The sequence below is a fragment of the Xenorhabdus hominickii genome, from assembly GCF_002632725.1.
Lineage (GTDB): Bacteria > Pseudomonadota > Gammaproteobacteria > Enterobacterales > Enterobacteriaceae > Xenorhabdus > Xenorhabdus hominickii.
The window spans coordinates 76,078-102,378 of sequence record NZ_NJAI01000009.1 but is presented as its reverse complement, the minus strand read 5'-3'; the positions used below and the strand labels follow the sequence as shown (position 1 = coordinate 102,378).

Below are 26,301 nucleotides of genomic sequence, written 5' to 3'. Positions count from 1 at the left end.
GCCTTAGCCGACCAGATAACATGCGTTGATTGGCGAGCCAGAAAGGTGACAAAGAAAGGTAAGATTAACTCTTCAGAACTGGAAGATATAAGAGCTAAGGCAAAAGCGCTTATCGGATAATGGGGTTTTCACATGATTGGACTCGAAACCCCCTAGTCTTACCTCATGAAATCGACTTTTCGCCTAGATTTTTGACAGAATAGGGCACTGTATAAGGCTGGCTGCTGAAGTTGTGGTGGGACTGAATTTAGGGTGACGGAAATTTCTGGGATTCCGGCTAATCCCATATTAACGCTGTTCTGAATATCAAACAGCAGGGTCTCTTTGAATTACAGGCATCGGGTTTCGTCGTCTCTGCCTAGGTCAGACTTGTCATGGATAAGTCGCGGAGCAGTTACTTAGGATCATCCCGTTAGTAGGGGCTAATGTATTCTTTGAATAAAATCGTTTTAAAAATAAAATCCATCAAAATAGGTAAATAAATACTTATTGCAATAAATGTAATTATGTTGTTATATTGTCATCGTCATGGAATGACGTGCTCAGCGGTAGCTGTTATTACTCAGGATGAGTAAAAATCGGGGTAGCGGAATCAGATTTTCTGATTCCCTCTCCACCGTCAAGGAGACGGGTTTACGGGGCATTCCTAATTCTCAAAAAAACACTCGCTACATTGGCCGCTTTCATTACAGGTGATAAAGATCTTGCAATTGGAGGACATTCAGAGAAAAAGAAGTTTTAATTAAACTGAGTCAGTCTTTATCCGGGATATCCCTTGCATCATAGTAATCAATGCCAATTCCATAAAAAAGTTCCCGCCCGTCAGGGCCTCCATGAATATCTCCAACTGCAAAGGTGTTTGGCGCGTTATTGCTTCTTAATTTTATTATGTCCTCTGTTTTTGGTGGGGAGCGTTCGTCATTAGTAAAATCTGGCAACGGCTGTAATGGTTGGTAATCTACTCCAGCAGGATTATAAGACAAATAGAAGTTACGATAATTACCTGGATTTCCCAGATAATGATATTCCATGTACTCATAAAATTTTGATGAAAAGCCAGAATAAAGGAATTGGTAATCTTGTCCGTAGTTTGTAAATAGCTCTCCTAAGCGAACGTTAAGGTAAGGAACGTTTGGATGAAAATCTTTATCTTTACTGGTTACAGCATAGAAAATTACAGTGTTGTTGTTATCGTAAACAATTTGTAGATAGAATTTTTTAAATGAATAAATATATTCATGAATTCCTTCTTCGCTATGCATTTCTCTAACAGGGGAGCCAAATATCGATTCAATATACTTAATGGAAGTTCCTGTATAAATAACACTCAAGTTATCTTCTGCTTTTTTTTGAAAAAATGCTTCACTAATGTTTTGATAAACATCAAAAGTGCCATTTAATAGTGAAAATCCTTGTGAAGCAAACATAACAGTAGCACTAACGAAAGCTGCGAATGCAGCCATCCAAGCTAAAATCTTTCTTTTCATAAATAGTGATTGCTTTTAGATCGTTTGATAATGCCATCAGATTACGGTATGGCTTGTAGTTATGTAAACCATACAAAAATTATTTTCAATAAGTGGTTATGACTATGAGGTGGATCATGAAAATGATCCTTTCCGTCTCGAGTTTTATTCTTTCATTCGCAACAAGTACCCTACTAAACAAAGTCAGATTTAATGATTGCGTATTCTGTGTGAAATAGAGGCATCCCAAAATTTGATTGCTTGATTGTGGCAGTTATTTTATAACACGCTCACTAAATTCTTTATCAGAGATACCCACAATAATGTTGTCATCACTCATGAATACTTTAGATCGAGTCTTAAACAAACCTAGAACCTCAGACGAAGAAGCGGAGCAATACACCCCTGAACAACTCCTCTCATGGGCGCAAGGCTGTATGCTTGAAGGATTACCTGATGATTTTAACGAAGCGTACATCGAATGCCAGCAACAACAGCTCCCTGATGGGAAAAGGGAAGTAAAAATAACGTATCAGTTTAAGCTTAATGCAGATTCTGCATATGAAACATACACACCAGCAGATAACCTTTATCCTGCACAGTGTATAGAGATGGTTCTGACAGGAAAGGACTGGAAGAAAGCTAGGCTGACATTCAACCCAAAAGAGGCGACATTTTCTTGGGAATAAAACGTTCTTTTAAACCACTAACTTGAACTTCTTTGTTAGTAAAATAAAAAGATAAAAATTTTTTTCACATGCTCTGCAACACTTTTAGATCAAATCAGATAGGTAATTAGAGTTCCCTTAAGGTCATGATGATGCGATTGTAACATCATAAATGTGACCACAAACAAAAAGGATAAGAGCTGTAATGTTTTGGAGAAAAAGTAAAACCCCAGTCAGTAAAAGTAAAGCCTGATTTGAACACCTGCTTGATTGTGGCTAACCAATTACCACAGGCGGCGTTACCGGATTTATTGCGAGTCATCGTGCGACAAACACAGAGTGATTTTCTGCTGGCTGTTGCAGAGGAAGGTATTATGCTACGTTATCTCACCCGAAGATTACGATAAATACATCAGAAAGGTGCAAAAATAGCACGTCAAACAGAGTGCCAAAAACTATGTCACAGTTGACCATCTCTATAAGTACCAATTGACTATCATTTTAAGCCTCTTTTTATTTTTTTTATTTAATTAAATCAATAACATATTGCGAGTATAGCAAGCAGGAATCTAGATCAATGAAAAGTCAACGAAAAACCCATTTTTGAAAGGTAAAAAATTGATCTAATTTCCAACCGATTCTTACATATTTCAAATCTCAATTTCAGAACAAGCCACTAAAGAAACTGAATTGCAACAGAGCAAAAATGACTCAACCAACAGACCTAACAATCCAGCCTAATTTCCATCCTGAAACACTGTGAAATGATCCCAAGCCAGAATCAATAATCAAACCACAAATAGAACCAACCTAAATCCAGTCAGGTTATAAAGACCAACCCAATAACACTAGGCAAACACAGACCTAAATCTCATAGGCAACCAACTCAATATCAATTCAACCAGAGAGAACCGAAGAAGAACTATTCCGGCAATATTCTCAATACGTCATTACCAACAGTTGCAAAACCCCAACCCAACAGAGATAAAACCAACGGGAAAGCCCATACGTCAACTATTACAGCAAGGAATAGATAACCACTATATCAGTATCCAAACAAAGAAAATAACTAATTCAAAACAATAACTAAATAATATAAATAACCAATGTGTCAATACTAATAGCAGCAAGGAAACAACAAAAGTAAAGAAACAACCCATAGAAGCAATGCAACCAATACAGAGATGATTAAAGCAATCACATACCAATAGGGATAACGATTAATAAGATGCGGATAGAAACCAATACAGGAAGTAGAAAGAAGTATTAACCGCAGGAAGGAAACAGTAGGAAAAGCAGCCACGGTTATACAGTCATTCACGTAGTAGGGATAGCATACAGGTAGCAGCAGAAGAAGCAGAAGAAAGTAGCAGGGCAAAGAGGAGGTATAAGAGAGGGGGAATCTGAGGGGGCGGATTCCTTTCCCGTATTTATTCTCCACCGATGCCTAGCTCCCCTAAACAAGCCTCCGGTTACGAGCCTCAGCAGCCCTACGGTCAGAAGCGGGAAACGGGACGAAGTTCGCATCAGGTGGAAAAGGGAAACGGCTGTAAACGGGGAAAGGCGGAGTTTTCGCATAGGTGTAGGTTAATACAGGCGGAATACGGTTATTCGCCTGATAAAATTTTCGGGGCGAGCATAATAACACTGCGGATATTATACGCCACCCTCAGAGGGTCACGAAGCACTATTAAACGGCTTTATCGGGTATCAAGTTGTCTATCAGGTTAGTTGCGGCAGCAAATCGCCTCCACCAGCCTAAGTGAACCTACGGCGTGTAGATTGTTCTTAACTACGGTGGATATAGGCTGATTTGCAGAATGTTCTAAATTGATCACCAAGGCTAATAGAAAAGAACTCACTATAAAAAAGATAAATAGCCGAATAAAATTCTAAAATAATGCTTTTTCGCCGTTTTCAGTCAGTGATAATAGTCACATCTCAGGAAAACGAGATGACGCTCTTTAAAAATAAATAATTCAAATTAAGGAATTTAAAAATGGCATATATCACAAAAATTTCTGGCTCTGATGTAATTCACTTAATCGGAAATGCTGGCAAAACAATTGATGGAAATTTTGCGATTGTTTCAGCGACTCATTTAATTGAGTTTATGGAATTAGATGGAAATTCTTATTTGTCTGTTGTCGCACTGGCTGATGATCACGAAGTTACAGACATTACAGCGATTCATAAAGTGCACCAAGACAAAGCAATGGAACTCAACAATATCATGTTTGGTTTGAAAGTTACTGGCTACAATGCTCGTTATATTGCTGGCATTTTGATTGGTCAGTGTATGGCGGAGCAATCCATAGAACCATTGCATAACGCGTAACATCAATCTGAAAAGCTCTCAATAACGAGAGCTTTTTTCTACCATTAGCCACATACATTAATAACATCAATAAGAAAACAACTTGAATAACTTAGCGCTATAAGTAAGATAACCATTCCAATAATGGAAAGTAGTTAACAAGGAATAGTTATCATGGAAAAGATTAATCGCTCAAATCTCGTTTTCGACATGTACTACGCTTCTAGGAAGAATGGAGCAGCTAGTGAGAAGATTGCTGAAATCACAACCATTGTTCGTGATCGTGCAACTGGAGAAGAAGTTACCACTGCTACATTCAAACGCATTACCGGTAAAGATCGAAACCAGAAATTCGATTTAGGTGTTATCCGTTTGAGTCGTGGTAATGACTTGTTCTGTACATCGGTAATCGAACACTATCGCAAAGACGTGGAAAACCAATTTAAAAATTTGATGGTCGAAGTGAGTGATGTACTGGAAAGTGGTTTAAACAGCTCCACTTGGATCAGTATGTTTGGCCTGCGTATTATGGGCGATATCCCTGTTGAGCAGCACCTGCCAGAAGAAGTCTTGACTCTGATTGGTGAAAAGCCGATTGAAGAGCCTGCGGTGGTTGCAGGTAAATAAAGGTCGATAGACTGATACCTACGGGGCGCGGCATAAAAACTGCGCCCTTTTCACTTTTAGTTACCCCTATTGCTTTCACTTTCTCACCTATCTGCTGGTGGCAAAATACATCTATCAAAACGATAAAGTGCAAATTAAGGAACGCAGTATGGCTAAGAGCTTAATGAACTCTGAAAACATGATTTTTCCAGATGAGTCTCGTGAAATTGAACTTGTTGAAACTATCATGCTGGTGGAAGTGGGACACACTCAGTTTGAGTTGGTAGAAGAAGAAATCTATCGCAAAGCTGACGGAAAGCTCATTGATACACGGATTGCGCTAACACGTAAAGAATGGAAGTATGGAAGACGTGTTACAGTGACTGCCAAACATTACCCAATGTCAGAACGCGATAAAGCGATTGGTGAAATGGTTACATTAACTCAGTGGGCGATTATGGAAACAGCTCAAGAGAAAATGACGAAATAAAGAATTATCGGCGGATAAGGTGTTGGAAAAACCTTGTTTAGTATTTTGTGTAATCGCCACTTCCTCGAAAAGTTCACTAATACTGAGTGGCCAAAACGAAAACCGCATTCCGTAGTCATGGTTGGGATAGGGGGTTTTGGGCACAGTGCAATGCACCCTATTTTTATCCCCTTTTCTTCAACATAACCCAGTGCAAAACACGGAGAAGGTGATGTTATTAACTTACTGATAAACAGTTAATTCATTATCAGGCTGGGGGAAGTAGGTATGAATTTCTCCCATGATGACTTTTTCCTTATTCTAGATAAAGTAAATCCAATCTTTCTTTCACATTTCTTATATTACAAAAGTATCGTACTCAGTACGATTTATTTGTTGATTTTCGTACCATGTACGATTACAATGTTTCTCATTGATGGGCAAGGATGTTTGTTATGGAATACTTAGTTTTTATCGAAACTCCTGTATTTAGTAGAGAACGAGCTGGGTTATTAACTGATGATGAATTCAGACTATTACAGGAACACTTATTAAAGAATCATGAACAAGGCAGTACCATTAGCGCTACTGGAGGATGTAAGAAAATTCGCTGGCAACGTGAAGGAATGGGTAAAAGTGGCGGTGTCAGAATTATTTATTACACAATAACCAAAACTGGAAGGCTCTACCTTCTTTTGATTTATCCTAAAAATAAAAAGGATAATGTAACGGCAAAAGAAAAAGAAGTGCTCAAAGCCATCAGTAGCAAATTGCAGTAATCAACGCCGCGCAAAAGCGCGGCATGTTCATACCACGGAGAAACTATGGACAAAGAACTTTTTAATGACTTGGTTGAAAGTATGAAGCAGATGGTAGCGATTGAAAAAGGCGAACTTTCTGTCCCTAGTGAGAATATCCATTACCATCGTTTACCCGATGTAAAAAACTTGCGCGAATCTTTTGGGTTAAAACAGAGTGAATTTGCTGAAGCTGTTGGTGTTTCATCCTCCCTAATTCAAAGCTGGGAACAGCACCGTCGTATTCCTTCAGGTTCATCATTGAAACTTCTTAAGATACTTGAACGCCATCCAGCACTCATTAATGAATTAAATTCACTTTAACACTTTCATTAGAACTCTCCGCTTTAAATGCGGGGGAGAAGTCAGAAAAAAATCGGAAACAAAGTCCATTCCCACGCCGCTAACATAGCGGCTTTTTTTACCCACCTGTTTCCCGTAGGCAATAGACTCTTTTTACTCGGCTACCGAACTCTCCCGTGGGAAGCCGCAGGGAGTTTATCTAACGCATATATGTTAAGTATTTATTTCCCTGCACCATTAGATGTATTACTTCCTGTGCCCGTCAGTTATCTCTTTGTACCCGTATCCAGTGTGTGAAAATAACTCCATTAAGAAAATAATATAAATAACCAAATGGAGTAAATAATATGCGCCGTAACGCATTTAACCACAGCAACGCTCAAAACCTATTTGTCGATCATGCTGCTCTTGAACACGATCTTGAATTGGATAAGAAAATCGCCGAAAAAATCGAAGAGAACCGTCGTCATTTGCGTTTGAAGATACGTATTGCTGATGAAATACGAAAAGAACATGAAACCTATAAGCGGCCATCAGCCTGTGAAAAGCTGACAATGTTTTTCTGTCTGTTGGATAAAACACCAATTTATTCAAACGGCACTGAATTTTTCAAACTGAAAAAAGATTTCAGCCGTGAACCTTTTTGTCTATAACGTTGTGTTGTGTGTGAACGAAGAAAGCGGGGGAAACTCTGCCTTTCTTTTGGAAGTAACTAGCCGAAGGGGAAAAATGCAATAAAGTGGAGAAAAACCTACGGCTGTGAAAGGTGAGAAAAGATTCCAAAACTTGAAAAATGGCTACCTGCGGGAAACGGTCGTGCGCGGGAAAAGGGAAAAGGGTCGCATCCCGCTGAGGTATAGTCGGGGGAATAAACGCGGTTGAGGTTTATTTTCAAATGCGGTTGAGAATTACCCGTATTTACTATTTCTTTCTCGCTCGCTGTTTTTCGTTGCGTGTATTGTGTCGGATCTGTCTAGCCAAACAAGCAAAATTAAACGGTTGTTACAACTTTTAAACGAATTTTTCTAAAACGCAATATAAGCCATTTTAATAGACTATTAATTATTAATAGTGCAATACAGCAAGTTGTTGGTTAAAACGTCTTAAAATCTATTTGGTGGCGCTACTTTTCGTTTATTGTCGCTACAGTTGCCAGCTTTTCCACTTGTAAGAAAGTAAACCAGATTAAAAGCTAATATAAAGCGTTTTAAACGTGATTTGATTGTTATGTATAGGATAGATAAGAGAGAATAGAAAAGCGTTATAGTGCGATTTGTGGCGTTATCAGTGCGGATAGTGTGAAGCGTTGAGCGTGTCAGAAAAGAAGCAAAAAAATCCGCTACAATGAGCGGATTTCATAAAGTGGTTAAATTGTTATTCTGTTACTGCTAGATCTAATTTTTTTTGTGTGGCTTTATCTTTCACAAAAATAGATTTTAGATATTTTACTAATTCATTTTCTGAATTGATCTTATATTCGCCATATCCTGCGCTGATTTTTCCGCCAGTGTACGAAACAATACCCATACGCTCACAAAGTTTTAACGCTTGATTTGTTTGTGTGAATCCATCGTCAATATCGCGATCAATTTGTTTTTTATATTCGCCCATTACTGCGCGATATTCACGCATTGAAAACTTGATCTTATCCGCTTTGATAAAGTCTAAGATTGCAATGATATTTGACGCGCTCATATCTGATATATCGTAGTTATAGAATCCATCTGCGATACTTTTAATAATAAAACCAAACTTATTTAAACTGTAAGAGTTGGTAGCAATTTCTTTTAATAAATCAGCTGGGTCTTGTTTAGCATTCATTACGATATAGTACAGCGCGGATACTGCTTTATTATTGGTGGTAATAAGTGCAGATAAACCAGTAAAATATTTAACTTTCGTTTGTGCTGCTTGTAATTCCTTTTTTTCCGCGCTAGATAACTTCTCAACGCTTGATAAGCGTTGTTGTATTTGTTCAAGATTAGAAGCGTATAAAGAAAGAGTAGAAGCAACAGAAGAAGCGATTAATGATTTAGATAATGTAGCCATGATATTATAGATTCCTTAACTATGCGCCAATGCGCTAAATTTGATTTTTTTATCGCTGCGTTATTTCGCTTTGATGGGATGTATAATAACAGTCAAAAAACCCGTTTCAAGTCTTTTTTTACTTTTTATAAGTTTTTTTTGTTTTCATCTATATATATTAAGTCCTAGAAAAAACAGCGTGTTAAGGAAAGGTGTTCCCTCAATAAATCCCCTTTCTCGGTGTTTAACCTTATATATTACGAAAAGTCTCTAAATTAATAACTTTCCCTGTAGAAGTAGCGGTGGAACAGTTGGATGGCGAGGTCTGCTGGTCTTGTGGGGCAGGTAAAATACGAGCAGTCGATCCTTATACAAATTACAAGTGTACAACGAGGGCTTTGTCCGTGCCTTTCGGCACAGGACAATTTGCAGGAAGCTGGTAGGGCGATTTATTCAGCCAGAGAACCGTCAGCTTCGAGAGGAACGATACGCTTAACTGCATCGTACATGATTATAAGTTGTTTATCTTCTTGCGTTATTAGTAATAAGGTGTCGTAGTCTTGTCTTATTGATTTGCCCTTATAAACATTTCCATCTTTCATAAAAACAGCCACATCTTTGCTTAGGGCGTGGGCTTTTTTTAAAATCAAGTGGAATGTTCTCGGCTTAGACAGAACGCTAGAATCAAAATTCTTAACTTGGGATTCGATAATCTCCATTTCTTGCCGCCCAATTAGTTCAATTTTTGCGATCTGGCAAAATAGCATTCTGTGGTCTGAAAACACAACAACACCATTGCGATTATTGGTTTTTATTACATTGCTAACAAACTCATTCCCATCTATATCTAAAACCTTTACCGAACATAGTCCCTTGACTGCTGGAACAAGGCTCGTATAAAAAGTTTTGTAAATGCGATCGTTGTAACGCTTCGTGCCGTATGTAACATCAACTTTAGGTAGTTCGTTGTTCATTTTTATTCCAGTTATTTTGTTTGTTACATTTTACCAAAACTAAAACGGTTAGTGGTTTTTAATCAAACTATGCTGATATCTGAGTTCACAATCTGTTTGAAATTCAATCTACTTATGAGATGTTTTTAAATCAATTATGTTTGCAAAATGTTCACATTCACTCGGTGATTAAAAAACAAACGTTCATGCTCTAGCCCTGTGTAACGAGGGCTTTGTCTGTGCCGAAAGGCACAGGACAATTTGCAGGAAGCAACTTATTCAGCAAGAGAGTCGTTAATTTTCCTTGATGGCTGGAGTCTTTTTAGGAGGGTAGGGGGCTTGTTGATTAGTCGAATGTTCGTCTAATTCGTAGGTAATAAATGATATTAGTTGTTCTAGTCCTTTAATATCATAGATTGCCACTTCTATACCAAACTGTGTGTTAGATATTTTAGGTTTGAACATAACACACCCTGTGCTTTTAACCGTTTTCAACCCATATTTCGAGTGCTGAAAGCTAATAAGACGTTCATTGACTGCCGGAAGTTGATTTAGTCGCTTTTGGATTTCTTCGCAGAAAGGGTATATGACGATTCTGAATGATGAGTTCTCTTTTTCGCCAGTTGACTCTTTTACATACATGTACTCTTTCCTTGCTGCTGGATCTCCCTTACGTTGCCTTGCTTTAAATACTTATACAATCATACAATGCGAACAATTATCAATAACAGGGCAGTTGTATGAAAAATAAGGTATTGTTGGTTGGTTTTAGCGCAGTTTATTTGTCCTTGTCTGGTTGCGTCGTTCAACCTAAGCAAGTAAGACCTGTCCATAAATTTGAACCTTATATCACTGGTGAAAAATTGGTCATAACACCAGAGGTAATTGAGAATTCTAAAAATATGAGGACAACAACTCAAGAAGACATAGTAAAGCTGTATAAGCGGTTAGGCGGAGACAGAGGAGAGTTTGAGACAGAGGCGGATTTTCGGAAAAGAATGTCAAATGTTGGCACTATGAAAATGTGTCAAAGTGTTGATCGTTTTGATTATAAGTTTGATCCAAAAACAGGTTTAACCGAATTGTTGGTAAGCGCTTATAATGGTGCTTATAACCCTTATAGAGTAGGGCTTGTAGATGATATAGAGGCTTGGAAGAGGACTAAAAATTTACACGCACCAAATATCCCAATGGGATATTTTGAAGTTAAAAGAAAAGGTGGATATAAACAAAACTCTTTCGGAGTAGAAGTCCTTGTTAAAGACAAAGATACATTTAGCATATATCTAACCCTAAGTCCGTATTATACCGAAGAGCTCTTTATTAGTTCGTATTTAAAGGCTGACATATCTGACCCAAGCAAGTTAAAGGATATGTCGTATTGCGTTGTCTTTGAGCCTATATCACCTTTTATTGAAAAATCAAAAGGCTATTTGTCTTATGCTACGTTGGATTCACCATACGAAGGATACTCTGCTGATTATTATATTAACTCAAAGATTATTGACTTGTTTTTGCAGGATGAGCACGAGAATAGATTAAGTGACAAACTATCGGTCATTATGAGAGAAAGATAGTTTCCCTCACAATCAATTATAGGAAAAATTAGCCAACTATTTGGTTGGACTAATACAGCGCATAGACACCCTATGCGCCTTTAAAACTATTTGGCTACAATTTGCATCAAGACGCCCATTCCTTTCTGAGTTAATACCCAACTGACTTTATTTCGCCCGACACTCATTTTCATAAGGCTGTCATTTAGAACCGGTTTTGTTGGCATACGGTCTGTCTTTTTGAGCCATTTAATTGACTCTAACATGTTGATCAACTGAGACGCAGAAAAGCCTATTTCCTTTGATGCCTCTAAACGCCCATACGTTTTTTCTTCTCGGTTTTCCAAAGCCTCAAGTTCATCTAGTCCAGTGATAAAACTGCGCGACCGTTCTTCTTCTATTTTTGCTTTGGCAACCAATTGCATGACCGAACTGCAATCTACTTTTTGGCTGATAACCATGTGTTCAATGATTTGCAAAAAGCCAAGTGCGGTTTTGTCCGAATCTCCTTTTTTGAGATTCATGTCACTAAGTATTGCATGAAGAAGATTAGCCCCTGAAAGATAAGGATTGCTTCGGAGGAAATCGATAAACTCTGCGCCGTAAGCTTGACCAAGTACAAAACTATCGTTCGTCTTTGGTTTCCACATATTTACCCTAGACAGCACTTTTCCATCAACAAAAGGTAGGTTTAGGATTGTTGTTGCGATAGTTTCGTTTGTTTTTGATTGAGTTTTTTTGTTGCTAGAATGCTTTGCCATTTTCCATTATCTCGTTTGTGTGTGTCTAAGAACGAGCAGCATATTAAAATGGCAAAACAGGGTGAAAAGTTTTAGTTATCGGGGGCTTAGGCTGTATTTTTGAGAAGGCTATTAAGCATTTCTTCGGTAATTCTCCCCTCTTTGTGCATCTTGAGAAGTTGGGTTTTGACGCTGTTCTCGGACACTAACTGACTGACGCATTTATCAAAGAAAGCCATTGTTATATTTTCGAGCATAGAGTTAAGAACAACCTCGATACTTGGTTTAACACCTTTTTCTTTGAGTCTGGCTTTTAATTCTTCAAGTTTAGCCTGAGATTTTGGCGTGGCTCTAAACTGAACAACTTTTGTTTTATCTGACATAAAAAAACCTTAAAAAAAAGACCTATAAAATTATTGTATCTATGTATTAAGTAGATGAAAAGGCAATTTACTACCTTCTGGCAACATTCCCTGATGGAACCCGTCTGTTTCTCGGATAATCGCTCGGCGTTCAAAAGAGTGTTGGAGTAGGTGGTTATTAGAGTAATCCAGTAAATCAACCACAAAACAGATATTCGCCTGATCGGTTTTCTTACGTAAGCCACGACCTACACGTTGTCGTAATTCCACCTCAGCTTTGCCACCACCAGCAAGAACCACACCGCCAACACCGGGAACGTCAACGCCCACGTCAAGAATGGTTGAACCGATAAGAACGTCAATTTCACGGTTGCGAAGCTTATTAAGCTGCGCTATACGTTCCTTTTGTTTGCTCTCGCCGAAGATAAACTCTGCACGAATACCAACTTCATCAAGCATTTCTTTTAAGATTTGACCGTGACGTTTCAGACGAACTAAAACCATAACCGTAAGCTTGTGATCAAACATATCCTTGACGTGTCTTACGATAAGTCGGTTTCTTGCGAGATTGTAGGTGATGCCTAGCTGTGCGGCTCGTGTGTAAGGTGAAGTTCTACCCAATCGAGAGTTACCGACTTTCTCTGCCAGATCTTCTTTGATTCGAGCCTCGTCAGCGACATAATCGGTGCGAAGATACAGAAAATAAGGTTTTGCCAAAATACCCCGGTCGATGAGATATTTTTCACTCACTTTAATGCCAATCGAACCAGTAACTGCCATTAGACGCATGTTGGCTTCTGCCGAGTCTTTCATAAATGGCGTAGCTGTCAGTCCCAAACGATAATCTGCATTCACACACATACGGGAAACGTCGTAGAACGAGTTTCCTGACGATTCGTGCGCTTCTTCTAATATCAGCAGACATGTTTCTTTAAGCATCATTTTAATAGCTGCCTGTCTGCGGTAATGAAATTCTCGTTTTTTCTCCCACTCTTTGCGCTGTTCCTCCTTGGTTGGGTGTGGTTTTTTAAGTGTTTTTACTTTTGGCGGTAGTTTTTCGACAAACCGAGGGTATTCATCAAGGAAGCTGGCAAGCGTTTGAATAGTTGCAATGTTGACATGACGTGAAAAATGGAACATGCCGTCGCCGATGATCCCGACTTTCTCACCTTTCAGATGTGGTTCGCCATTTTCTGCACGAAAATCGATTGAACGCTGAAAGTTGTCTCTCATTTGGTGCATAAGTACTGACCGAGTGGTGATAAATAGCGTCAGACGATTGACTCTTGCTGCGGCTTTACATGCGATATTACTCTTGCCTCCGCCGGTCGCAATTTGAGCAATCATGCCGCCGATGTTGACCATTCGCTCTACGGTTTCGTCCTGATAAATATAGTCAGGGTTATAGAGGAAGTCGTTAATCTTCGGGTTTGGCAAACCAAGCGGTTCTACCATTGATTTTCGTTTAAGAAGCACTCTATTCCCTTGTGCTTCCAGTTTTTTCTTCACAGCCTGAACAAACCCTGATGGAAAACTGCGGTTTGACCAGTTAAACATCGTCGATTTACCATCCCATCCACTCGAAGTAAATTCCGCACCTGCTATTTCATAGCTAAGTGTTTCCTGAATACATTTTTTGACTGATTCATCGGCATTTTCGCTGATTATGGCGTTAACAGCGTTGTAAACGATAGCGAGATCCATAAATAAGACCTTATATTTTTATAAAACAATCATTATAATGAGTAATTGAGTACTTATGGAAAAGTATGGAAAAAATACAATGGAAAGTAAAACTAAATTTTTAGAGGTAGAAACGAGCAAGCTAATTCCTAATGGTTGGAATACAAATAGCGTTCCCGTGCTGAACATGGATAAGTTGAAAGCGTCTGTAACCAAGCTCGGTTTATTCAAGCCGGTGATTGCACGTGAAGTTGGCGACAAGTACGAAATACTAGGTGGTGAACACCGTTGGCGTGTTGCTGTTGAATTAGGTATGCCGACAATCATGATCGCTAATTTAGGTGAATTAAACGACACGACTGCAAAGCAAATCTCGGTTATCGACAATGAGCGATATGGGGAAGACGATGCGGACGGCTTCACTCGTTTACTTGAAGATATTCAAGCCGACCTTTCTTACAGCTTTTCCGATCTCGCCCCTATTGATGACATTCTCAAAGATGTCATGCCTACGCTGACTTCTGAATCTGCCTTTCGTGAGCTTGAAGCGCTGAGTGCTGAAATGGGGATGGGTTCAGGTATGGACGAGTCCCGCACAGAGTCGTTGCGTGAACGTGCTGAAAAAGCCGAAGTGAGTCCGTACCAGACTATGCGATTTAAAGTGCCTGCTGAAGCTGCGGAAACAATCGAAGCGGTTATTGCTGCTGCGATCCGTGACGAGGGGATTAAGACAGGTAACAAAATGGAAGATGCAGGGGAAGCCTTGCTTGTTATTGCTGAAAAATACAAGGAAGTTCGCTAATGGCTCATAAATTTGAGATTGTTTACTTAGACCCTCGCACTCTCATCCCGTATGAGAAGAATGCAAAAAAGCACAACGAACAGCAGATTTCAGACCTTGCGGCTGCGATTAAAAAACGCGGATTTGACCAGCCTATCACCGTTGATAAAGACATGGTGATCATTACCGGTCACGGTCGTACCGAAGCCTCTATCTTTGTAGGCTTGGCGAAAGTGCCGGTCATTATCCGTGATGATTTGTCAAAAGCCGAAGTTGACGCAAAGCGACTTGAAGATAATCGTCTCGCTAGCACCGACTATGATGCTTTGCTGTTGCAAGAAGAATTGAAACGCCTTGTTGATGATGATGTAGCGGTTTACGGCTTTTCTGAGCGTGAGTTGAATGTGTTGGTTGAAGATATGACCGCCGCCGTTGCGACAACCGATCTTGTTTCTGATTTGGCGGTTGAGACAGAGCGTCAGCGAGACGAGCACGAAGAAATTACCCGTGATGTAGCAAAAGAAGACGTTCGTCTGATAGATATAATGGGCTTTAAAGCACTCCCTGCGAGTGCCGCTATCCAAGTTGGGGATTTACTCGCCCACATGGAAGAAGTCACTGGAAAAGAGGGTGTGGATGCTTTCGTTGCGTTTGCTGAAAAAATCTCGCAAGAAATGTACGGGGCAGATCAATGAGCGAATACATCATCAACGTGTCATTTGACACCCGTGTAACCAAAACGACTCGCACATTAGAGGTGGCGGAGTCATTTGGTTTAGGTATGGACGACAAGCAATTCATGCTTTACGACAACCTGCCGGTACACATTGAGCAAGGTGACATTGTTTATATTACCGGGCAATCAGGGTCAGGCAAATCTGTGATCTTGCGTGAACTACAACGTCTGATGAAAAAAGAAAGCAAAACGGTCGCTTCAATTGACGACATTGCCTTTGACAATGACAAGAACGTCATTGACCAAGTAGGAAAAACAACTGCCGAAGCCTTGAGCCTACTTTCAATGGCTGGATTGAACGATGCTTACCTGTTTATCCGCAAACCGTCTGAAATGTCTGACGGTCAACGTTACCGCCTTAAAATCGCCATGTTGATTGAGTCAGGTGCAGAAGTTTGGGCTGCTGATGAGTTCGGGGCGGTTTTAGACCGAGTGACAGCGCAAGCCGTAGCCTCTAACTTCCAACGTGCGGCTCGTAAAGTGGGTGCGACTATCATGGTGGCAACAACACACGAAGATCTGATTAATGCCTTACGTCCAAGCGTGACAATCACAAAGCACTACAAAGAGCGGGTGAAAGTAGATTACTCGGCAGAGAGTTGATCATGAACGATGTAATCATTAATCGCCACCAGCCAGAGGACTTTCCGAAGCACCTCGACTTTATGAAAAATATGGTCGTGTCGAAAGGCACTATTGATGATTGGCACGAGCTAAAATCACTGCACTACAAGACAGACGGCAAGCCGTTTGCTCCGTGTTATTACAAGTGTGAGCTGAACGGTCGGTTAGTCGGTGTCGTGGTGATGGCATATCCGAAGTTGTTGCTTGCGCCTCGTCACCGCATGTTTCCTAAGTTGAAACCGACAACCAACACTACGGTAGCAAATCAGTATTGGGGCAAATATGTGAATGCCAGCTTTGCGGTGATCAGTCGTTGTGTGGTTGATACGCTTTATCGTGGACTAGGCGTTAGTTACCGCCTGATCAACATTGCTTCACGTATGCACAATAAGCCGATTATTGAGATCCAATCTTCAATGAGTAAATACAACCCGTTTGCTATGAAAGCGGGTTTTGAGTTTATTCGCCCAGAGCGTCCGAAGACCTACGAAAGTGCATTGCGTGTTTACCAGCGTCATTTTCGTTCTGATGCCGGTGATACCGAGTCGATTCTGAAAGAGTTGTTCGGCATGACGGAAACTCGCAGACGCAGAGCATTGGCTGACCTTGTTGCGAATTACCACAAAAACTCATCACTGGCGAAAGCCGGTCGGAACAGAGGAACAACGATTAAGGACATTTTAGACACATTAACGACCGAGGAAGCGATTGTTAAGTTGCTAAAAGAGATCCACAACCTCAGCTTCACCACTCCGCTCTATGGGGCATATCACAATCCAGACTTCGGGAGAGAGCTGCCTAGCAAAATCCCACTTCTGGCATTTGATAATCAAGAAGTGCGCTCAGAGTTGGATTTAGAGCGTTTAAAATCGATTTTATAATGGAGATTTAAAACATGGACGTAACGAAAAAACAAAAACAAATTATCCGCACGATTTGGATCGGAATAGAACGCTGCGACCCGATTGATATGGATGAACTGCTGGAATTGCTGCCGTATGCTACGACAAAACAATCAATGCAATTCTCGATCCGTGCCTTGATTAAAAAGGGACTTGTGGTTAAAGGTGGATTAAAGAAACGAACCACTGACGGCTATAACCGTGTGGTTTATGGATTAACAGAACTCGGTAGTGCTGTTGCAAAGATGTATCGTTAATTGCCGTTCTCCCAATAATATATATTAGGAATTTATATAAATTAGGTATTTTTATTGTTTAGTAATTAACTTGTTTTTAATGGTTATATAAGTAAGAAATATATATATATATATTATGGGAGCACGGTATTTTAATTAACACTGCGAAAAAAGGAATTTTCGAGTGACTATCAAGGAAGAAAGAACAAGGCTTACTGCTGCACAATGGGCGGAAGCTGAGGCGGCTTGGTCGTCTGGTGAGTTTTCGCTATCTCAACTTGGAGAGCGATTCGGGATAAGACGTGAAACGCTGTCTCGCCATTTTAAAAAGAAGAAAATCAGTAAAGGCACTGATGCGATCGGAAAAATGGTGCGTGACTCCATCAAATCCGATGCAGAGATCAGAGCGAAAGAACGTTCGGCATTGGTTGATGAGCGCAAAAGTAAGTATGACCGTTTTGCATTTAACATTGCGGCATTGCTGATGCGTGAAGTGACGGAAGGCTCTAAAGCTGTGGCGACCGGTTCGGTTGCTGGTTTTGAGATCCATGAGGGAAACATAAAGGCTTTGCAAAGGGCATCGATTACGTTGAGCAAATGCTTTGAGGTGTCGAGCAAGGCTCTTAACATGGATCGTGTTGAAGGAGAAGATGACGACTTGCCGGCACTGATGTTTGGTGAATTAACTCAGAGCCAAGTTGCGGAGCTGCGTAAATCGGAAGAGCCGGTAGACCTGTCAGAAGAACTCGATCTTGAAAGTGAAGATGACAATGAGGATGATAAATAATGTTGGCTAATAATAGTGGGCTTAAATTAGTGCAACTTCACGAAGGTCAGATGAAGGTGTTTAAATCTCCGCATCGTTTCAAAGTGGTCTGTGCCGGGCGACGTTGGGGGAAGTCTCGTCTATCAATATCGAAACTGCTACGTGCGGCAATTAAAGCACCAAAGCAGCGTGTTTGGTATATTGCGCCGACTTATCAGATGGCACGGCAAATACTTTGGGATGATTTGCAAGAGCTGATCCCTCGTAAGTGGGTAAGAAAGAAAAACGACACGACTATGAATATTATTTTAAAAAATGGATCTGAGGTAGCTTTAAAAGGCGCTGATAAACCGGATTGTTTCGATGATGAAACAGATATTTTGACTGTTGATGGCTGGTGTAAGATTAAAGATCTGCCAGAAAGTCTTGCCGTAATGACGCTCAATACAGAAAACAATAAGGCAGAATGGCAAGTTCCTACTAGATATATACATAAGTATTATGAAGGCATGATGTATCGTGTAGAGAGTAATAAACTCGATGCTTTCGTAACACCAAATCACCGATTCTTGGTTGAATCCCGCAAAGGAAAGCGTAAATTTAGGACATTGGATGAAATGGCGTTCAATGACAAGATACCTGCTTCCACAGGTTGGGTGGGAGAGGATGATCCTGAATTAACACACGACATGCTTGCTTTTATCGGTTTTTACATTGCAGAGGGATGTGCTCGTAAAGATCCGGGAACTAAGTGTTCGTATGAGATTACATTCGCTCAAACTAAAGGAAAAAAAGGTGGTGATAAAGGAGATGTTCGTTCGGAGTTTTTGGCGGTTCTTGATCGGATGGGAATTAAATATAATGAGAAAGAAACTGTAATTAAAATTAACAATAAACAGTTATGGGAGAGTGTTGTTGGTCTTGGTGTTGCTCATGAAAAGCGAGTTCCGAATCATATCCTAAACTTGCCCCCAGAAAAATTAGAAACTTTATTGCATTGGATGATCTTAGGTGATGGAACGATACGTAGAGGCAATCAAAAAGTATACTATACAACCAGCAAAGGATTGGCTGGTGATGTACAAGAAATTTGTTTAAAAATCGCTAAAAGTGCTCGTATATCTATCAAAAGGCAAAAAAGTTCGTATATCGAGAATAGATTGGTTCAGCCAAAACATGTTTTGTATGCGGTTTCAATTTTTGGTAATAAGTTTAACTATTTACGAGATACTAAAGAGAGTTATATTAAAGAAGTAAATAATTTCAAGGGCATGGTTCACTGTGTAGAAGTTCCCAATAGTACTGTTTATGTTAGGCGTAATGGAAAAGCTATGTGGTCTGGCAATTCCCTCCGTGGTGTGGCATTGCACTTCGTTGTACTTGATGAATTTCAGGATATGAAGCCTGATACGTGGTACAAAGTTATCCGTCCGACTCTTTCATCTACGAAAGGTGAGGCGTTAATTATCGGTACACCTAAAGGTTACTCAGCATTTCATAAGCTGTGGTCTATCGGGCAAAGTAAAGCTATGCGGAAGAAAGGTCACTGGAAAAGCTGGCAGTTCGTTACCGCAGATTCCCCGTTTGTACCGGAAGAAGAAGTCGAAGCGGCTCGTGAGGATATGGACCCGAAATCTTTTGCTCAGGAGTACCTTGCTTCGTTCGAGAACATGTCGGGGCGCGTGTATTATCCGTTTGAGAGAAAAACCCATGTAAGAGAGTGTGCCTTTAATCCTAAATTGCCGATTTGGATTGGTCAGGACTTTAACATCGATCCCATGTCGTCAGTTGTGTTACAGCCGCAGCCGAACGGTGAAGTGTGGGCGGTAGATGAGATTGTCCTGTTTTCATCGAACACGGCAGAGGTTTGTGATGAACTGGAAAGACGATTCTGGCGTTGGAAAAATCAGGTTGTTATCTTCCCTGACCCTGCCGGTAGCTATCGACAACATGCACGAGGCGAGTCGGATATTGATATCTTCAAAGAGAAAGGCTTTACCCGTATCGACTTTCCGAAGAAGCATCCGCCGATCGCAGACCGTGTTAACTCCACAAACCGTATGTTGATGAGTGCGGCAGGCACGGTTAGACTTTATATTGACCCAAAATGCAAGTACCTTATTGAGTCATTTGAAAAGGTGATTTACAAACCGGGTTCAAGGGATGTGGACAAGGCGGCTGGCGTAGAACACAGTGCCGATGCTATCGGTTATCCAATCCATAGGCGATTCCCTGTTAAAGAACGTATTATACTCGGCGGCTCTCGTTAAAAATAGTACGTATTTAGATGCATATTAAAAGGATTTATAAATGGAAAATGATAATTTAGACCAGAAAAAACTCAAGGAATTGGTCAGCCGTAGACATCCTGAGTATGAGGCGAAATTAAGCCATTGGAATTTCTTAGCTGCAACCTACGCTGGCGGTCGAAAGTGGTTTGAAGAAAACATTTTTCGTTATTACAAAGAGGGAGATCAGGACTTCAAAGAACGTTTGGAAAGAGCCTACCGGTTCAACCATACCCGTGAAGTTGTGAACCTGATTAACAAATATATCTTTCGTGAAAACATTTCTCGTGAACGTGAAGATGCGCCTGACGCTGTTGTGAATTTTTGGGATCGTGCGACTCGTGAGCAGATGACCATTGATGAGCTAATGTCGGCAATTGATATTCAAACTTCTGTTTTTGGCCGAGTTTGGGTTGTTGTGGACTCAACGATGAAAGGTAACAATGATCATGTTACGTCTGTTGCTGACGAGAAGAAAGCAGATGCTCGTGCTTACGCCTACTGGTTGCCGCCGCAGCAAATGTTGGACTTCGCTTATGATGACGACGGCAATCTGTTGTGGGCGTTGACGCATGAGTTAGTTAGAGACGACAAAGATCCGTTTATTTCGTCAGGTAAGCAACAAAACCGCTATCGCCTGTGGACGCAATCTGATTGGTATCTTTTCCGTGAAGTTAAGAAAGGCAATGGAAAACAGGGGCAGATTGAGCTTGAGAATAGCGGAGAACACAATCTCGGTGTTGTTCCTGTCTTCCCCGTTGATTGCATGGGTAACTCACAGTCTCGTTATTTTAGCCCGTCACTGATTGATGATATCGCTTACCTTGACCGAGCTGTTGCTAACTACCTGTCTAACCTTGATGCGATTATTCAGGATCAGACTTTCAGTCAGTTAGCTATCCCTGTTCAGTCAATGATGCCGGGTGACGATGACCATAAAAAAGTGTTGGAGTTTGGCACTAAACGAGTCTTCACATACGATGCAGAGGGCGGCTCTCAGCCATTCTATATGTCGCCAGACCCGAAACAGGCATCAATGATTATTCAGACTGTGCAGACTGTTATCAATGAAATCTATCACTCGGTCGGTGTCGCTGGAGAGAGAACAAAACAGGATAACGCCAAAGGAATTGATAATAGCTCAGGGGCAGCGAAAGCCTACGACTTCCAGCGTGTAAATAGCTTACTGGTAACGAAAGCGGAACGCTTGCAACGTGCGGAACGCCAAATGCTTTACCTTGTAGCTAAATGGATGGGACAAGAAAAAACACAGGAAGAAATTGACCAATTACTTTCTTACCCTGAAAGTTTTGATGTTCGAGGTTTAATGGACGAATTTGACGTTGCAAAACAACTTAAAGAAATCGATGCTCCCGACTCTGTGCGCCGCCACCAGATGGAAATCTTGATTGATAAGGTGTTCCCGAACGTGTCAAAAACGATGAAAGTTGCCTTTGACAAAGATTTAAACGAGTTTCCACCTAAAAATGATCAATTAGTGCTTGAAAATAAGTCGTTGCTTACCTATGATTCAAAGAATAGAGATCGAGAAACTGATCCAAAATCTACTCAAGAAACCGAGTGATTTTTTACAAGGAAAGTAAAACATGAATTTATTACAAATGCTGATGTCGCACCGTGGCATCTTGATGGACATTGCGGACGATGGAACTGGCGGTGGCGGTGGCGGTATGCCTCTTGAACCACAAAAAGATCCAGAAGCCGACAAGGATGGCTATTCTGCTTTGTCTCAAGAAGAGCTGGTTGCCCGTCTGAAAGCGACTGATGCGGAAAAAGCGACTCTCATCAAGGAAACGATGAAGCGCAAAACCGACAACAAAACGCTTACGGAAAAACTGGCAGCATACGGTGACGCAACACCTGAGCGTATTGCAGAACTTCTGGCAGCGGAAAAAACGGCTGAGGAAGAAAGGCAACGTCGTGAACAGGAAGAACAAGAAAAGCGTGGAGAGTTTGATGCTGTCAAAAAACAGATGGTAGAAGCTCATCAAAACGATCTGAAAGCTCGTGATATACAAATCACAGTCTTAGAAGAAGAAAAAGCATCCCTGCGCTCACAAATTCTTGAACTGACGGTTGGCTCAGCATTTAGCGGTTCTAACTTCTTACGTGAAGAAACGCTGATCACGCCAGCTAAAGCTCGTGTGATTTACGGATCTCACTTTGAGGTCGGAGAAGACGGCAAAGTTGTTGGCTTCGACAAGCCAGCGGGTGCAAAAGAACGTACTATTTTAGTTGACGGCAACGGTGCAACTTTAGGCTTTGAGCAAGCGGTTGAACGCATTCTTAAGGCTGATCCAGAAGTTGATGCCCTGTTACGCAGCAAAGCCAAGCCGGGTGCGGGTTCTAAATCGGATCTTGCGCCGACAAAGCCAGTATCAGTAAAAGAGCAAACAGCTCTGGACAAGATTACCGGTGGTTTAGCGCAGTTGCGCTCTAAGAAGTAATAAAAGGGGAGCAGGAAGTTCCCTAGAACAATCCAATCTGTGTGCATAAAAGGGAATTTACGATGCCATTACTGCGTGAAGAAGCTGAAAAGCTGTCTAATAACACCCTTGAACAAGGTGTAATCGAAACCATCATCGACCGAGAAGATCTATTTGCGGTACTGCCGTTCATGAAAGTGGACTCAAAGGCGTATCTGTACAACCGTGAATCTGAACTGAGCGAAGCAGCATTCATTGATGTGAATGACGTTGTACCAGAAGGTGCGGCTAAATTCACCGAGCACGTAGCTAAACTACGCATTCTGGCAGGTGACGTAGATGTGGATAAATTCCTCGCTACCACAATGGCAGACACCAACAGCCAGTTGGCTATTCAGATTCGCTCTAAAGTAAAAGGTTTGGCTCGTGCATTCCGCCGTAACCTGATCCTTGGTGATAGTTCAACTAACGCTAAAACTTTCGACGGTATTCCTAAGCTGATCCACGCTGACCAGAAAATTGTTGCCGACAACGCAATGACTTTCTCTATGCTGGATGAATTGGTCGATGCAGTTAAAGATTTAGGCGCTGATGCAATCATGATGCGTTCTGAGCATATCCGTGCGTACCGTGCGTTACTGCGTACCGTAAACGTTGGACCGACTGAAATTATGATCGAAAACTTCGGTCGCCCAATGCTGACCCACAACGGTATTCCGTTCATCGTGAACGACTTTATCCCTACCGTTGGCGAAGGCAAATCGAAGAAAGCTGACATCTTCTGTTTGCACATGAGTGAAGAAAACGGTCTGACTGGTCTGTACGGTGGTGATACTGCGGGTATCGTTGTTGAAGATATCGGTACGGTGCAGAACAAAGACTCCACTCGTACCCGTGTTAAATGGTATTGCTCTCTGGCAAACAAACACGACAAAGCACTTGCAGCACTAACCGGTGTTGCGCTGTAAGAAGTGGGGTAGAAATCAAAAAAGGGTGAGGCGGAAGCCCACCCTTTTTTTATATCAAGGAAAGATAATGATGAATTTTGGCGAAGCGTTAGAAGCAGTTAAATCAGGTAAACGTATTGTGCCGCATCTTGATTTGAAAAATGCTCAGGGAGTTATGCAGCCCGGTTGGTCGCCATCACAAAGTGATTTATTTGCAGAAGATTGGATTGTTGTTTAACGGAGAAAACTATGACCAACAAGAAAGTTAAGCTGAACGAAAGCTCTATGCGTGGGTACACCGGTCACTTGTTTATGACTGAGTTCAAAAATGGCGAAACGGTCGCTCCTGTATCACAGAGAAAACAGGATCGTATTTTAGCAACCGTTCGTGCAGAGGTTAAAAAGGATAAACCGAAGCCGCCAGATACAGCCCCTAATCCAGACGACAAAAAAGAGTAGTAACACAACGATGCGGTCTACCTGACCGCATACCTATTTAGGGATGAATAGTAATGAAACCAGCAAAAATTAAATTATTAGAACCCGCTTTTACAAACTATACCGGCATCATGTGCGGCATCATGTTCAAGAATGGTGAAAGTAAAACATTAGTGCCTTTTATTGAGCAGCAACGTATTTGTTCCATTATGAAAGCTGAAACCGTAGAGGGTAAAAACGTCAGCGGAGCAGCAACTCTTGCGGAGTCTCGTGATATGACTTCGGTAGACGCTCTGAAAGTCGAACAGAAAGCTGAACAGATAAAACCTAGTCAACGTGAAAGTGAAGTTGATGAGCTTATCGTGCGATATACACGAGGTGAATTAGAAGCTTTGGCAGATAAGGGCGGCATTGCAGCGTTGCGTGAAGTCGGTGAACGGCTTGATATTCACGAAAAATCTATCGAGCTGATGATTGAAAAAATTCTGATTGTGGCAGGTGAATAATGGCGCAACTCAACGTTATCAAGTCAGGAAGTGCGTCAGACATTACCGTGACGTTTGATGCGCTGGACGTTGCTTCTGTAAGTTATTCGGTATACGACGCAACCGGAAAACTCATTGCCGAAAACCAACCTATTACAATTAATAGCGGCGTCCTTTTTGTTTCATTCTCTGTGTCTGGTGATTTGAATACGTTGACCGATGGAAAACAGAAAGATATGCGACGTATTGTTGTTCGCTCGGAAACAGAAACGGGTCGCGTATCTGAGACGGAACAATTTTATGCCGTTATCGCTTCTTTTGACCTCGTTGTACCTAGTCAGTCATTTATTTCTTTGATGGAAGCAAAACTGGCGGCAATGGATATGTATGAAGCTGATGCGTTTTTAATGCTGAACGATCACACTCAACGACAAGCGTTGATTGAAGCAACAAGTCGATTGAAAGCCATGAGTTTTAGCTTAAAACGGATTTATAAGATTTCAGATTATGAATACGACCGTCCGCAGAACATTTTAGTCGCCAATACACTGCCGTTCTATCTGGCTGGTGATTTCAAAAGTGACATTATTGATTTTACCGAACTGACGGAGGATGAGTTTAAAGTCCTGCCTGATTACTTCACAAAAGATTTGGCTCAAGCCTGCATGATAGAGGCGGTTGCAACAGTGAAGACGGACGGTGCTGCTGATGCTCGTGAAGATGGATTGTTGTCTGAGTCTATCGGTGAGACAACAAATATGTACCGCTCTGGCAGATCTGCGACGAAAACACTCTCTCGTAAAACATGGCGGCTTGTTGCTAGATACACTGACAACGTGATCAGGTTAAGGCGAGGTTGATATGAAAACCAGTTGGCAATCAACCGCAACGATTTATCGTAAATCTGCCAGCCTTGATATTTACGGACAGGCTTCTTTACAGTTTGCAGGAAAGTCCCCTATTGGGATTGTCCGATTCGTACAGGCTTATGACAAGACGTCGGTACGAGCGGACAGTTCGGCTTCACGCGGCAAGGCGGACATTGCGTTATTCGATGCTGTATTAATTTTCCCGAAAAGTTCTAAATTGCAAATTGACGATGTATTGCTGGTTGAGGGTGTAAAGCTGGAAGTGAAAAGCATACATAATCGCTTTGGTTTGAGGCGAAAGGAGGGGCATTTTGAAGTGGGGGCAAACCTATGGGTCTCTCAGTAAATATCGGGTCGTTTAAACGTGCTCAGGAGCGTTTGACGCACAGCCAGAACGCCCTTAAACGTAATCTCCTTAATGAACTGCGGAAAATGGCTCACACGATGGAAAAATATTCCCGTGCAATGTCGCCACGAGAAACTGGCAGTTTGGAAAGATCTATTTTTTCCCGTGTTGTGAATTCAAAAAACGAGACTCACGTCAATTTGTATGTGTCGGAAAACACCATGCGAGAGGGGGTAAACAACAAAGGCAAATTTGTTCGTAGAGTGCCTGTTGGACGGTACGCTGATTACATGCATGACGGTCAGTATCGATTGGGTCGGCTTTCCCGTCAGAAACAGCTTCAAAGCTACGCTCTCGGCGCGAGAGTTAAAGTCGGAACAGGGTTTATTGAACGAGCTGGCAATGTGGTTTGGAAGCGTTATAGAAACGATTTGAAAGACGCAGGTATTAGAGCTGGTTTTGGTCGGGGTAGGTGGAATTGACTGCTC

Annotated in this window: 31 protein-coding genes and 2 pseudogenes; 26 read left to right on the top strand and 7 right to left on the bottom strand. The window is 41.3% G+C overall.

Translation table 11 applies throughout. The features are described from left to right. Nucleotides 1-752 precede the first annotated feature (752 nt). Nucleotides 753-1,487, bottom strand: coding sequence for an ETEC_3214 domain-containing protein (locus tag Xhom_RS22385; protein ID WP_244590809.1), 735 nt, complete (start codon nt 1,485-1,487; stop codon nt 753-755). 302 nt (nt 1,488-1,789) lie between these two features. On the opposite strand from Xhom_RS22385, the gene Xhom_RS22380 reads away from it, so the two are divergent. From Xhom_RS22380 to Xhom_RS22350, 8 genes are all read left to right on the top strand, one after another. After that, nucleotides 1,790-2,155 carry a hypothetical protein gene (locus tag Xhom_RS22380; RefSeq protein WP_244590808.1) on the top strand — a complete coding sequence of 122 codons (366 nt, stop codon included), beginning with the start codon at nt 1,790-1,792 and terminating at the stop codon, nt 2,153-2,155. A 251-nt stretch (nt 2,156-2,406) separates the two neighbouring features. Then, nucleotides 2,407-2,541 carry a hypothetical protein gene (locus Xhom_RS41100; RefSeq protein WP_274540190.1) on the top strand — a complete coding sequence of 45 codons (135 nt, stop codon included), beginning with the start codon at nt 2,407-2,409 and terminating at the stop codon, nt 2,539-2,541. 1,592 nt (nt 2,542-4,133) lie between these two features. Further along, nucleotides 4,134-4,472, top strand: a complete 339-nt coding sequence (locus tag Xhom_RS22375) for a hypothetical protein (RefSeq protein ID WP_099139938.1) — start codon at nt 4,134-4,136, stop codon at nt 4,470-4,472. 153 nt (nt 4,473-4,625) lie between these two features. Continuing rightward, on the top strand, nt 4,626-5,078 hold the full coding sequence (locus tag Xhom_RS22370; protein WP_099139937.1) for a hypothetical protein: 453 nt from the start codon (nt 4,626-4,628) through the stop codon (nt 5,076-5,078). A 148-nt stretch (nt 5,079-5,226) separates the two neighbouring features. Next, nucleotides 5,227-5,547, top strand: coding sequence for a hypothetical protein (locus tag Xhom_RS22365; RefSeq protein ID WP_099139936.1), 321 nt, complete (start codon nt 5,227-5,229; stop codon nt 5,545-5,547). Nucleotides 5,548-5,981: 434 nt separating this feature from the next. After that, nucleotides 5,982-6,305 carry a type II toxin-antitoxin system RelE/ParE family toxin gene (locus Xhom_RS22360; RefSeq protein WP_099139935.1) on the top strand — a complete coding sequence of 108 codons (324 nt, stop codon included), beginning with the start codon at nt 5,982-5,984 and terminating at the stop codon, nt 6,303-6,305. A 45-nt stretch (nt 6,306-6,350) separates the two neighbouring features. Then, nucleotides 6,351-6,647 (top strand): NadS family protein, encoded by a 297-nt coding sequence (gene nadS / locus Xhom_RS22355; RefSeq protein ID WP_099139934.1) that lies wholly within the window; start codon nt 6,351-6,353, stop codon nt 6,645-6,647. Between the two features lie 326 nt (nt 6,648-6,973). After that, nucleotides 6,974-7,279 (top strand): hypothetical protein, encoded by a 306-nt coding sequence (locus tag Xhom_RS22350; RefSeq protein WP_099139933.1) that lies wholly within the window; start codon nt 6,974-6,976, stop codon nt 7,277-7,279. 721 nt (nt 7,280-8,000) lie between these two features. On the opposite strand, the gene Xhom_RS22345 is transcribed toward Xhom_RS22350, so the two are convergent. From Xhom_RS22345 to Xhom_RS22335, 3 genes are all read right to left on the bottom strand, one after another. Next, nucleotides 8,001-8,675 carry a hypothetical protein gene (locus Xhom_RS22345; protein ID WP_099139932.1) on the bottom strand — a complete coding sequence of 225 codons (675 nt, stop codon included), beginning with the start codon at nt 8,673-8,675 and terminating at the stop codon, nt 8,001-8,003. 428 nt (nt 8,676-9,103) lie between these two features. Continuing rightward, on the bottom strand, nt 9,104-9,628 hold the full coding sequence (locus tag Xhom_RS22340; RefSeq protein WP_099139931.1) for a hypothetical protein: 525 nt from the start codon (nt 9,626-9,628) through the stop codon (nt 9,104-9,106). 273 nt (nt 9,629-9,901) lie between these two features. Then, nucleotides 9,902-10,249, bottom strand: coding sequence for a hypothetical protein (locus Xhom_RS22335; RefSeq protein ID WP_099139930.1), 348 nt, complete (start codon nt 10,247-10,249; stop codon nt 9,902-9,904). 98 nt (nt 10,250-10,347) lie between these two features. On the opposite strand from Xhom_RS22335, the gene Xhom_RS22330 reads away from it, so the two are divergent. Next, nucleotides 10,348-11,184, top strand: coding sequence for a hypothetical protein (locus tag Xhom_RS22330; RefSeq protein WP_099139929.1), 837 nt, complete (start codon nt 10,348-10,350; stop codon nt 11,182-11,184). Nucleotides 11,185-11,270: 86 nt separating this feature from the next. Here Xhom_RS22330 and Xhom_RS22325 read toward each other — a convergent pair whose 3' ends face one another. From Xhom_RS22325 to Xhom_RS22315, 3 genes are all read right to left on the bottom strand, one after another. Beyond that, nucleotides 11,271-11,924 (bottom strand): hypothetical protein, encoded by a 654-nt coding sequence (locus Xhom_RS22325; protein WP_099139928.1) that lies wholly within the window; start codon nt 11,922-11,924, stop codon nt 11,271-11,273. Between the two features lie 86 nt (nt 11,925-12,010). Then, nucleotides 12,011-12,286: a hypothetical protein gene (locus tag Xhom_RS22320; RefSeq protein ID WP_099139927.1), complete on the bottom strand. Its 276-nt coding sequence runs from the start codon at nt 12,284-12,286 to the stop codon at nt 12,011-12,013. A gap of 39 nt (nt 12,287-12,325) precedes the next feature. Continuing rightward, nucleotides 12,326-13,969 (bottom strand): DEAD/DEAH box helicase, encoded by a 1,644-nt coding sequence (locus Xhom_RS22315; protein WP_099139926.1) that lies wholly within the window; start codon nt 13,967-13,969, stop codon nt 12,326-12,328. A gap of 79 nt (nt 13,970-14,048) precedes the next feature. On the opposite strand from Xhom_RS22315, the gene Xhom_RS22310 reads away from it, so the two are divergent. The 17 genes and pseudogenes from Xhom_RS22310 to Xhom_RS22230 all read left to right on the top strand — a co-directional run bounded on the left by Xhom_RS22310 (nt 14,049) and on the right by Xhom_RS22230 (nt 26,295). Then, entirely contained in the window at nt 14,049-14,750 is a 702-nt protein-coding gene (locus tag Xhom_RS22310) for a ParB/RepB/Spo0J family partition protein (protein WP_244590807.1), read from the top strand. Further along, nucleotides 14,750-15,424 (top strand): ParB/Srx family N-terminal domain-containing protein, encoded by a 675-nt coding sequence (locus tag Xhom_RS22305; protein ID WP_099139924.1) that lies wholly within the window; start codon nt 14,750-14,752, stop codon nt 15,422-15,424. The genes Xhom_RS22310 and Xhom_RS22305 overlap by 1 nt, the downstream gene beginning before the upstream one ends. Beyond that, on the top strand, nt 15,421-16,068 hold the full coding sequence (locus Xhom_RS22300; RefSeq protein WP_099139923.1) for an ATP-binding cassette domain-containing protein: 648 nt from the start codon (nt 15,421-15,423) through the stop codon (nt 16,066-16,068). The genes Xhom_RS22305 and Xhom_RS22300 overlap by 4 nt, the downstream gene beginning before the upstream one ends. Before the next feature lie 2 nt (nt 16,069-16,070). Continuing rightward, nucleotides 16,071-16,970, top strand: a complete 900-nt coding sequence (locus Xhom_RS22295; protein ID WP_099139922.1) for a hypothetical protein — start codon at nt 16,071-16,073, stop codon at nt 16,968-16,970. Nucleotides 16,971-16,984: 14 nt separating this feature from the next. Then, the gene (locus tag Xhom_RS22290; protein ID WP_099139921.1) at nt 16,985-17,248 is read left to right on the top strand and encodes a hypothetical protein; all 264 of its coding nucleotides are present in this window, start codon (nt 16,985-16,987) and stop codon (nt 17,246-17,248) included. A 163-nt stretch (nt 17,249-17,411) separates the two neighbouring features. Beyond that, nucleotides 17,412-18,014, top strand: coding sequence for a DNA-binding protein (locus Xhom_RS22285; RefSeq protein ID WP_099139920.1), 603 nt, complete (start codon nt 17,412-17,414; stop codon nt 18,012-18,014). Further along, nucleotides 18,014-18,556 (top strand): annotated as a pseudogene (locus Xhom_RS47135) (Hint domain-containing protein); the annotation flags it as partial. The gene Xhom_RS22285 and the pseudogene Xhom_RS47135, both read left to right, overlap by 1 nt. Before the next feature lie 780 nt (nt 18,557-19,336). Beyond that, nucleotides 19,337-20,263 (top strand): annotated as a pseudogene (locus Xhom_RS38055) (terminase); the annotation flags it as partial. Nucleotides 20,264-20,303: 40 nt separating this feature from the next. Continuing rightward, nucleotides 20,304-21,866 carry a phage portal protein gene (locus Xhom_RS22270; protein WP_099139919.1) on the top strand — a complete coding sequence of 521 codons (1,563 nt, stop codon included), beginning with the start codon at nt 20,304-20,306 and terminating at the stop codon, nt 21,864-21,866. A 22-nt stretch (nt 21,867-21,888) separates the two neighbouring features. Next, entirely contained in the window at nt 21,889-22,749 is an 861-nt protein-coding gene (locus Xhom_RS22265) for a DUF6651 domain-containing protein (RefSeq protein ID WP_099139918.1), read from the top strand. A gap of 62 nt (nt 22,750-22,811) precedes the next feature. After that, nucleotides 22,812-23,696 (top strand): major capsid protein, encoded by an 885-nt coding sequence (locus Xhom_RS22260; protein ID WP_099139917.1) that lies wholly within the window; start codon nt 22,812-22,814, stop codon nt 23,694-23,696. Between the two features lie 67 nt (nt 23,697-23,763). Beyond that, the gene (locus Xhom_RS22255; RefSeq protein WP_211287904.1) at nt 23,764-23,913 is read left to right on the top strand and encodes a Thoeris anti-defense Tad2 family protein; all 150 of its coding nucleotides are present in this window, start codon (nt 23,764-23,766) and stop codon (nt 23,911-23,913) included. Nucleotides 23,914-23,924: 11 nt separating this feature from the next. Next, on the top strand, nt 23,925-24,134 hold the full coding sequence (locus tag Xhom_RS22250) for a hypothetical protein (protein WP_099139916.1): 210 nt from the start codon (nt 23,925-23,927) through the stop codon (nt 24,132-24,134). Nucleotides 24,135-24,187: 53 nt separating this feature from the next. Further along, nucleotides 24,188-24,619 (top strand): hypothetical protein, encoded by a 432-nt coding sequence (locus Xhom_RS22245; protein WP_099139915.1) that lies wholly within the window; start codon nt 24,188-24,190, stop codon nt 24,617-24,619. After that, nucleotides 24,619-25,458, top strand: coding sequence for a T9SS type A sorting domain-containing protein (locus Xhom_RS22240; RefSeq protein WP_099139914.1), 840 nt, complete (start codon nt 24,619-24,621; stop codon nt 25,456-25,458). Before Xhom_RS22245 ends, Xhom_RS22240 begins: the two co-directional genes overlap by 1 nt. A 1-nt stretch (nt 25,459) precedes the next feature. Further along, entirely contained in the window at nt 25,460-25,813 is a 354-nt protein-coding gene (locus Xhom_RS22235; RefSeq protein ID WP_099139913.1) for a hypothetical protein, read from the top strand. Then, nucleotides 25,798-26,295, top strand: a complete 498-nt coding sequence (locus Xhom_RS22230; protein WP_099139912.1) for a hypothetical protein — start codon at nt 25,798-25,800, stop codon at nt 26,293-26,295. Before Xhom_RS22235 ends, Xhom_RS22230 begins: the two co-directional genes overlap by 16 nt. Nucleotides 26,296-26,301: the final 6 nt, after the last annotated feature.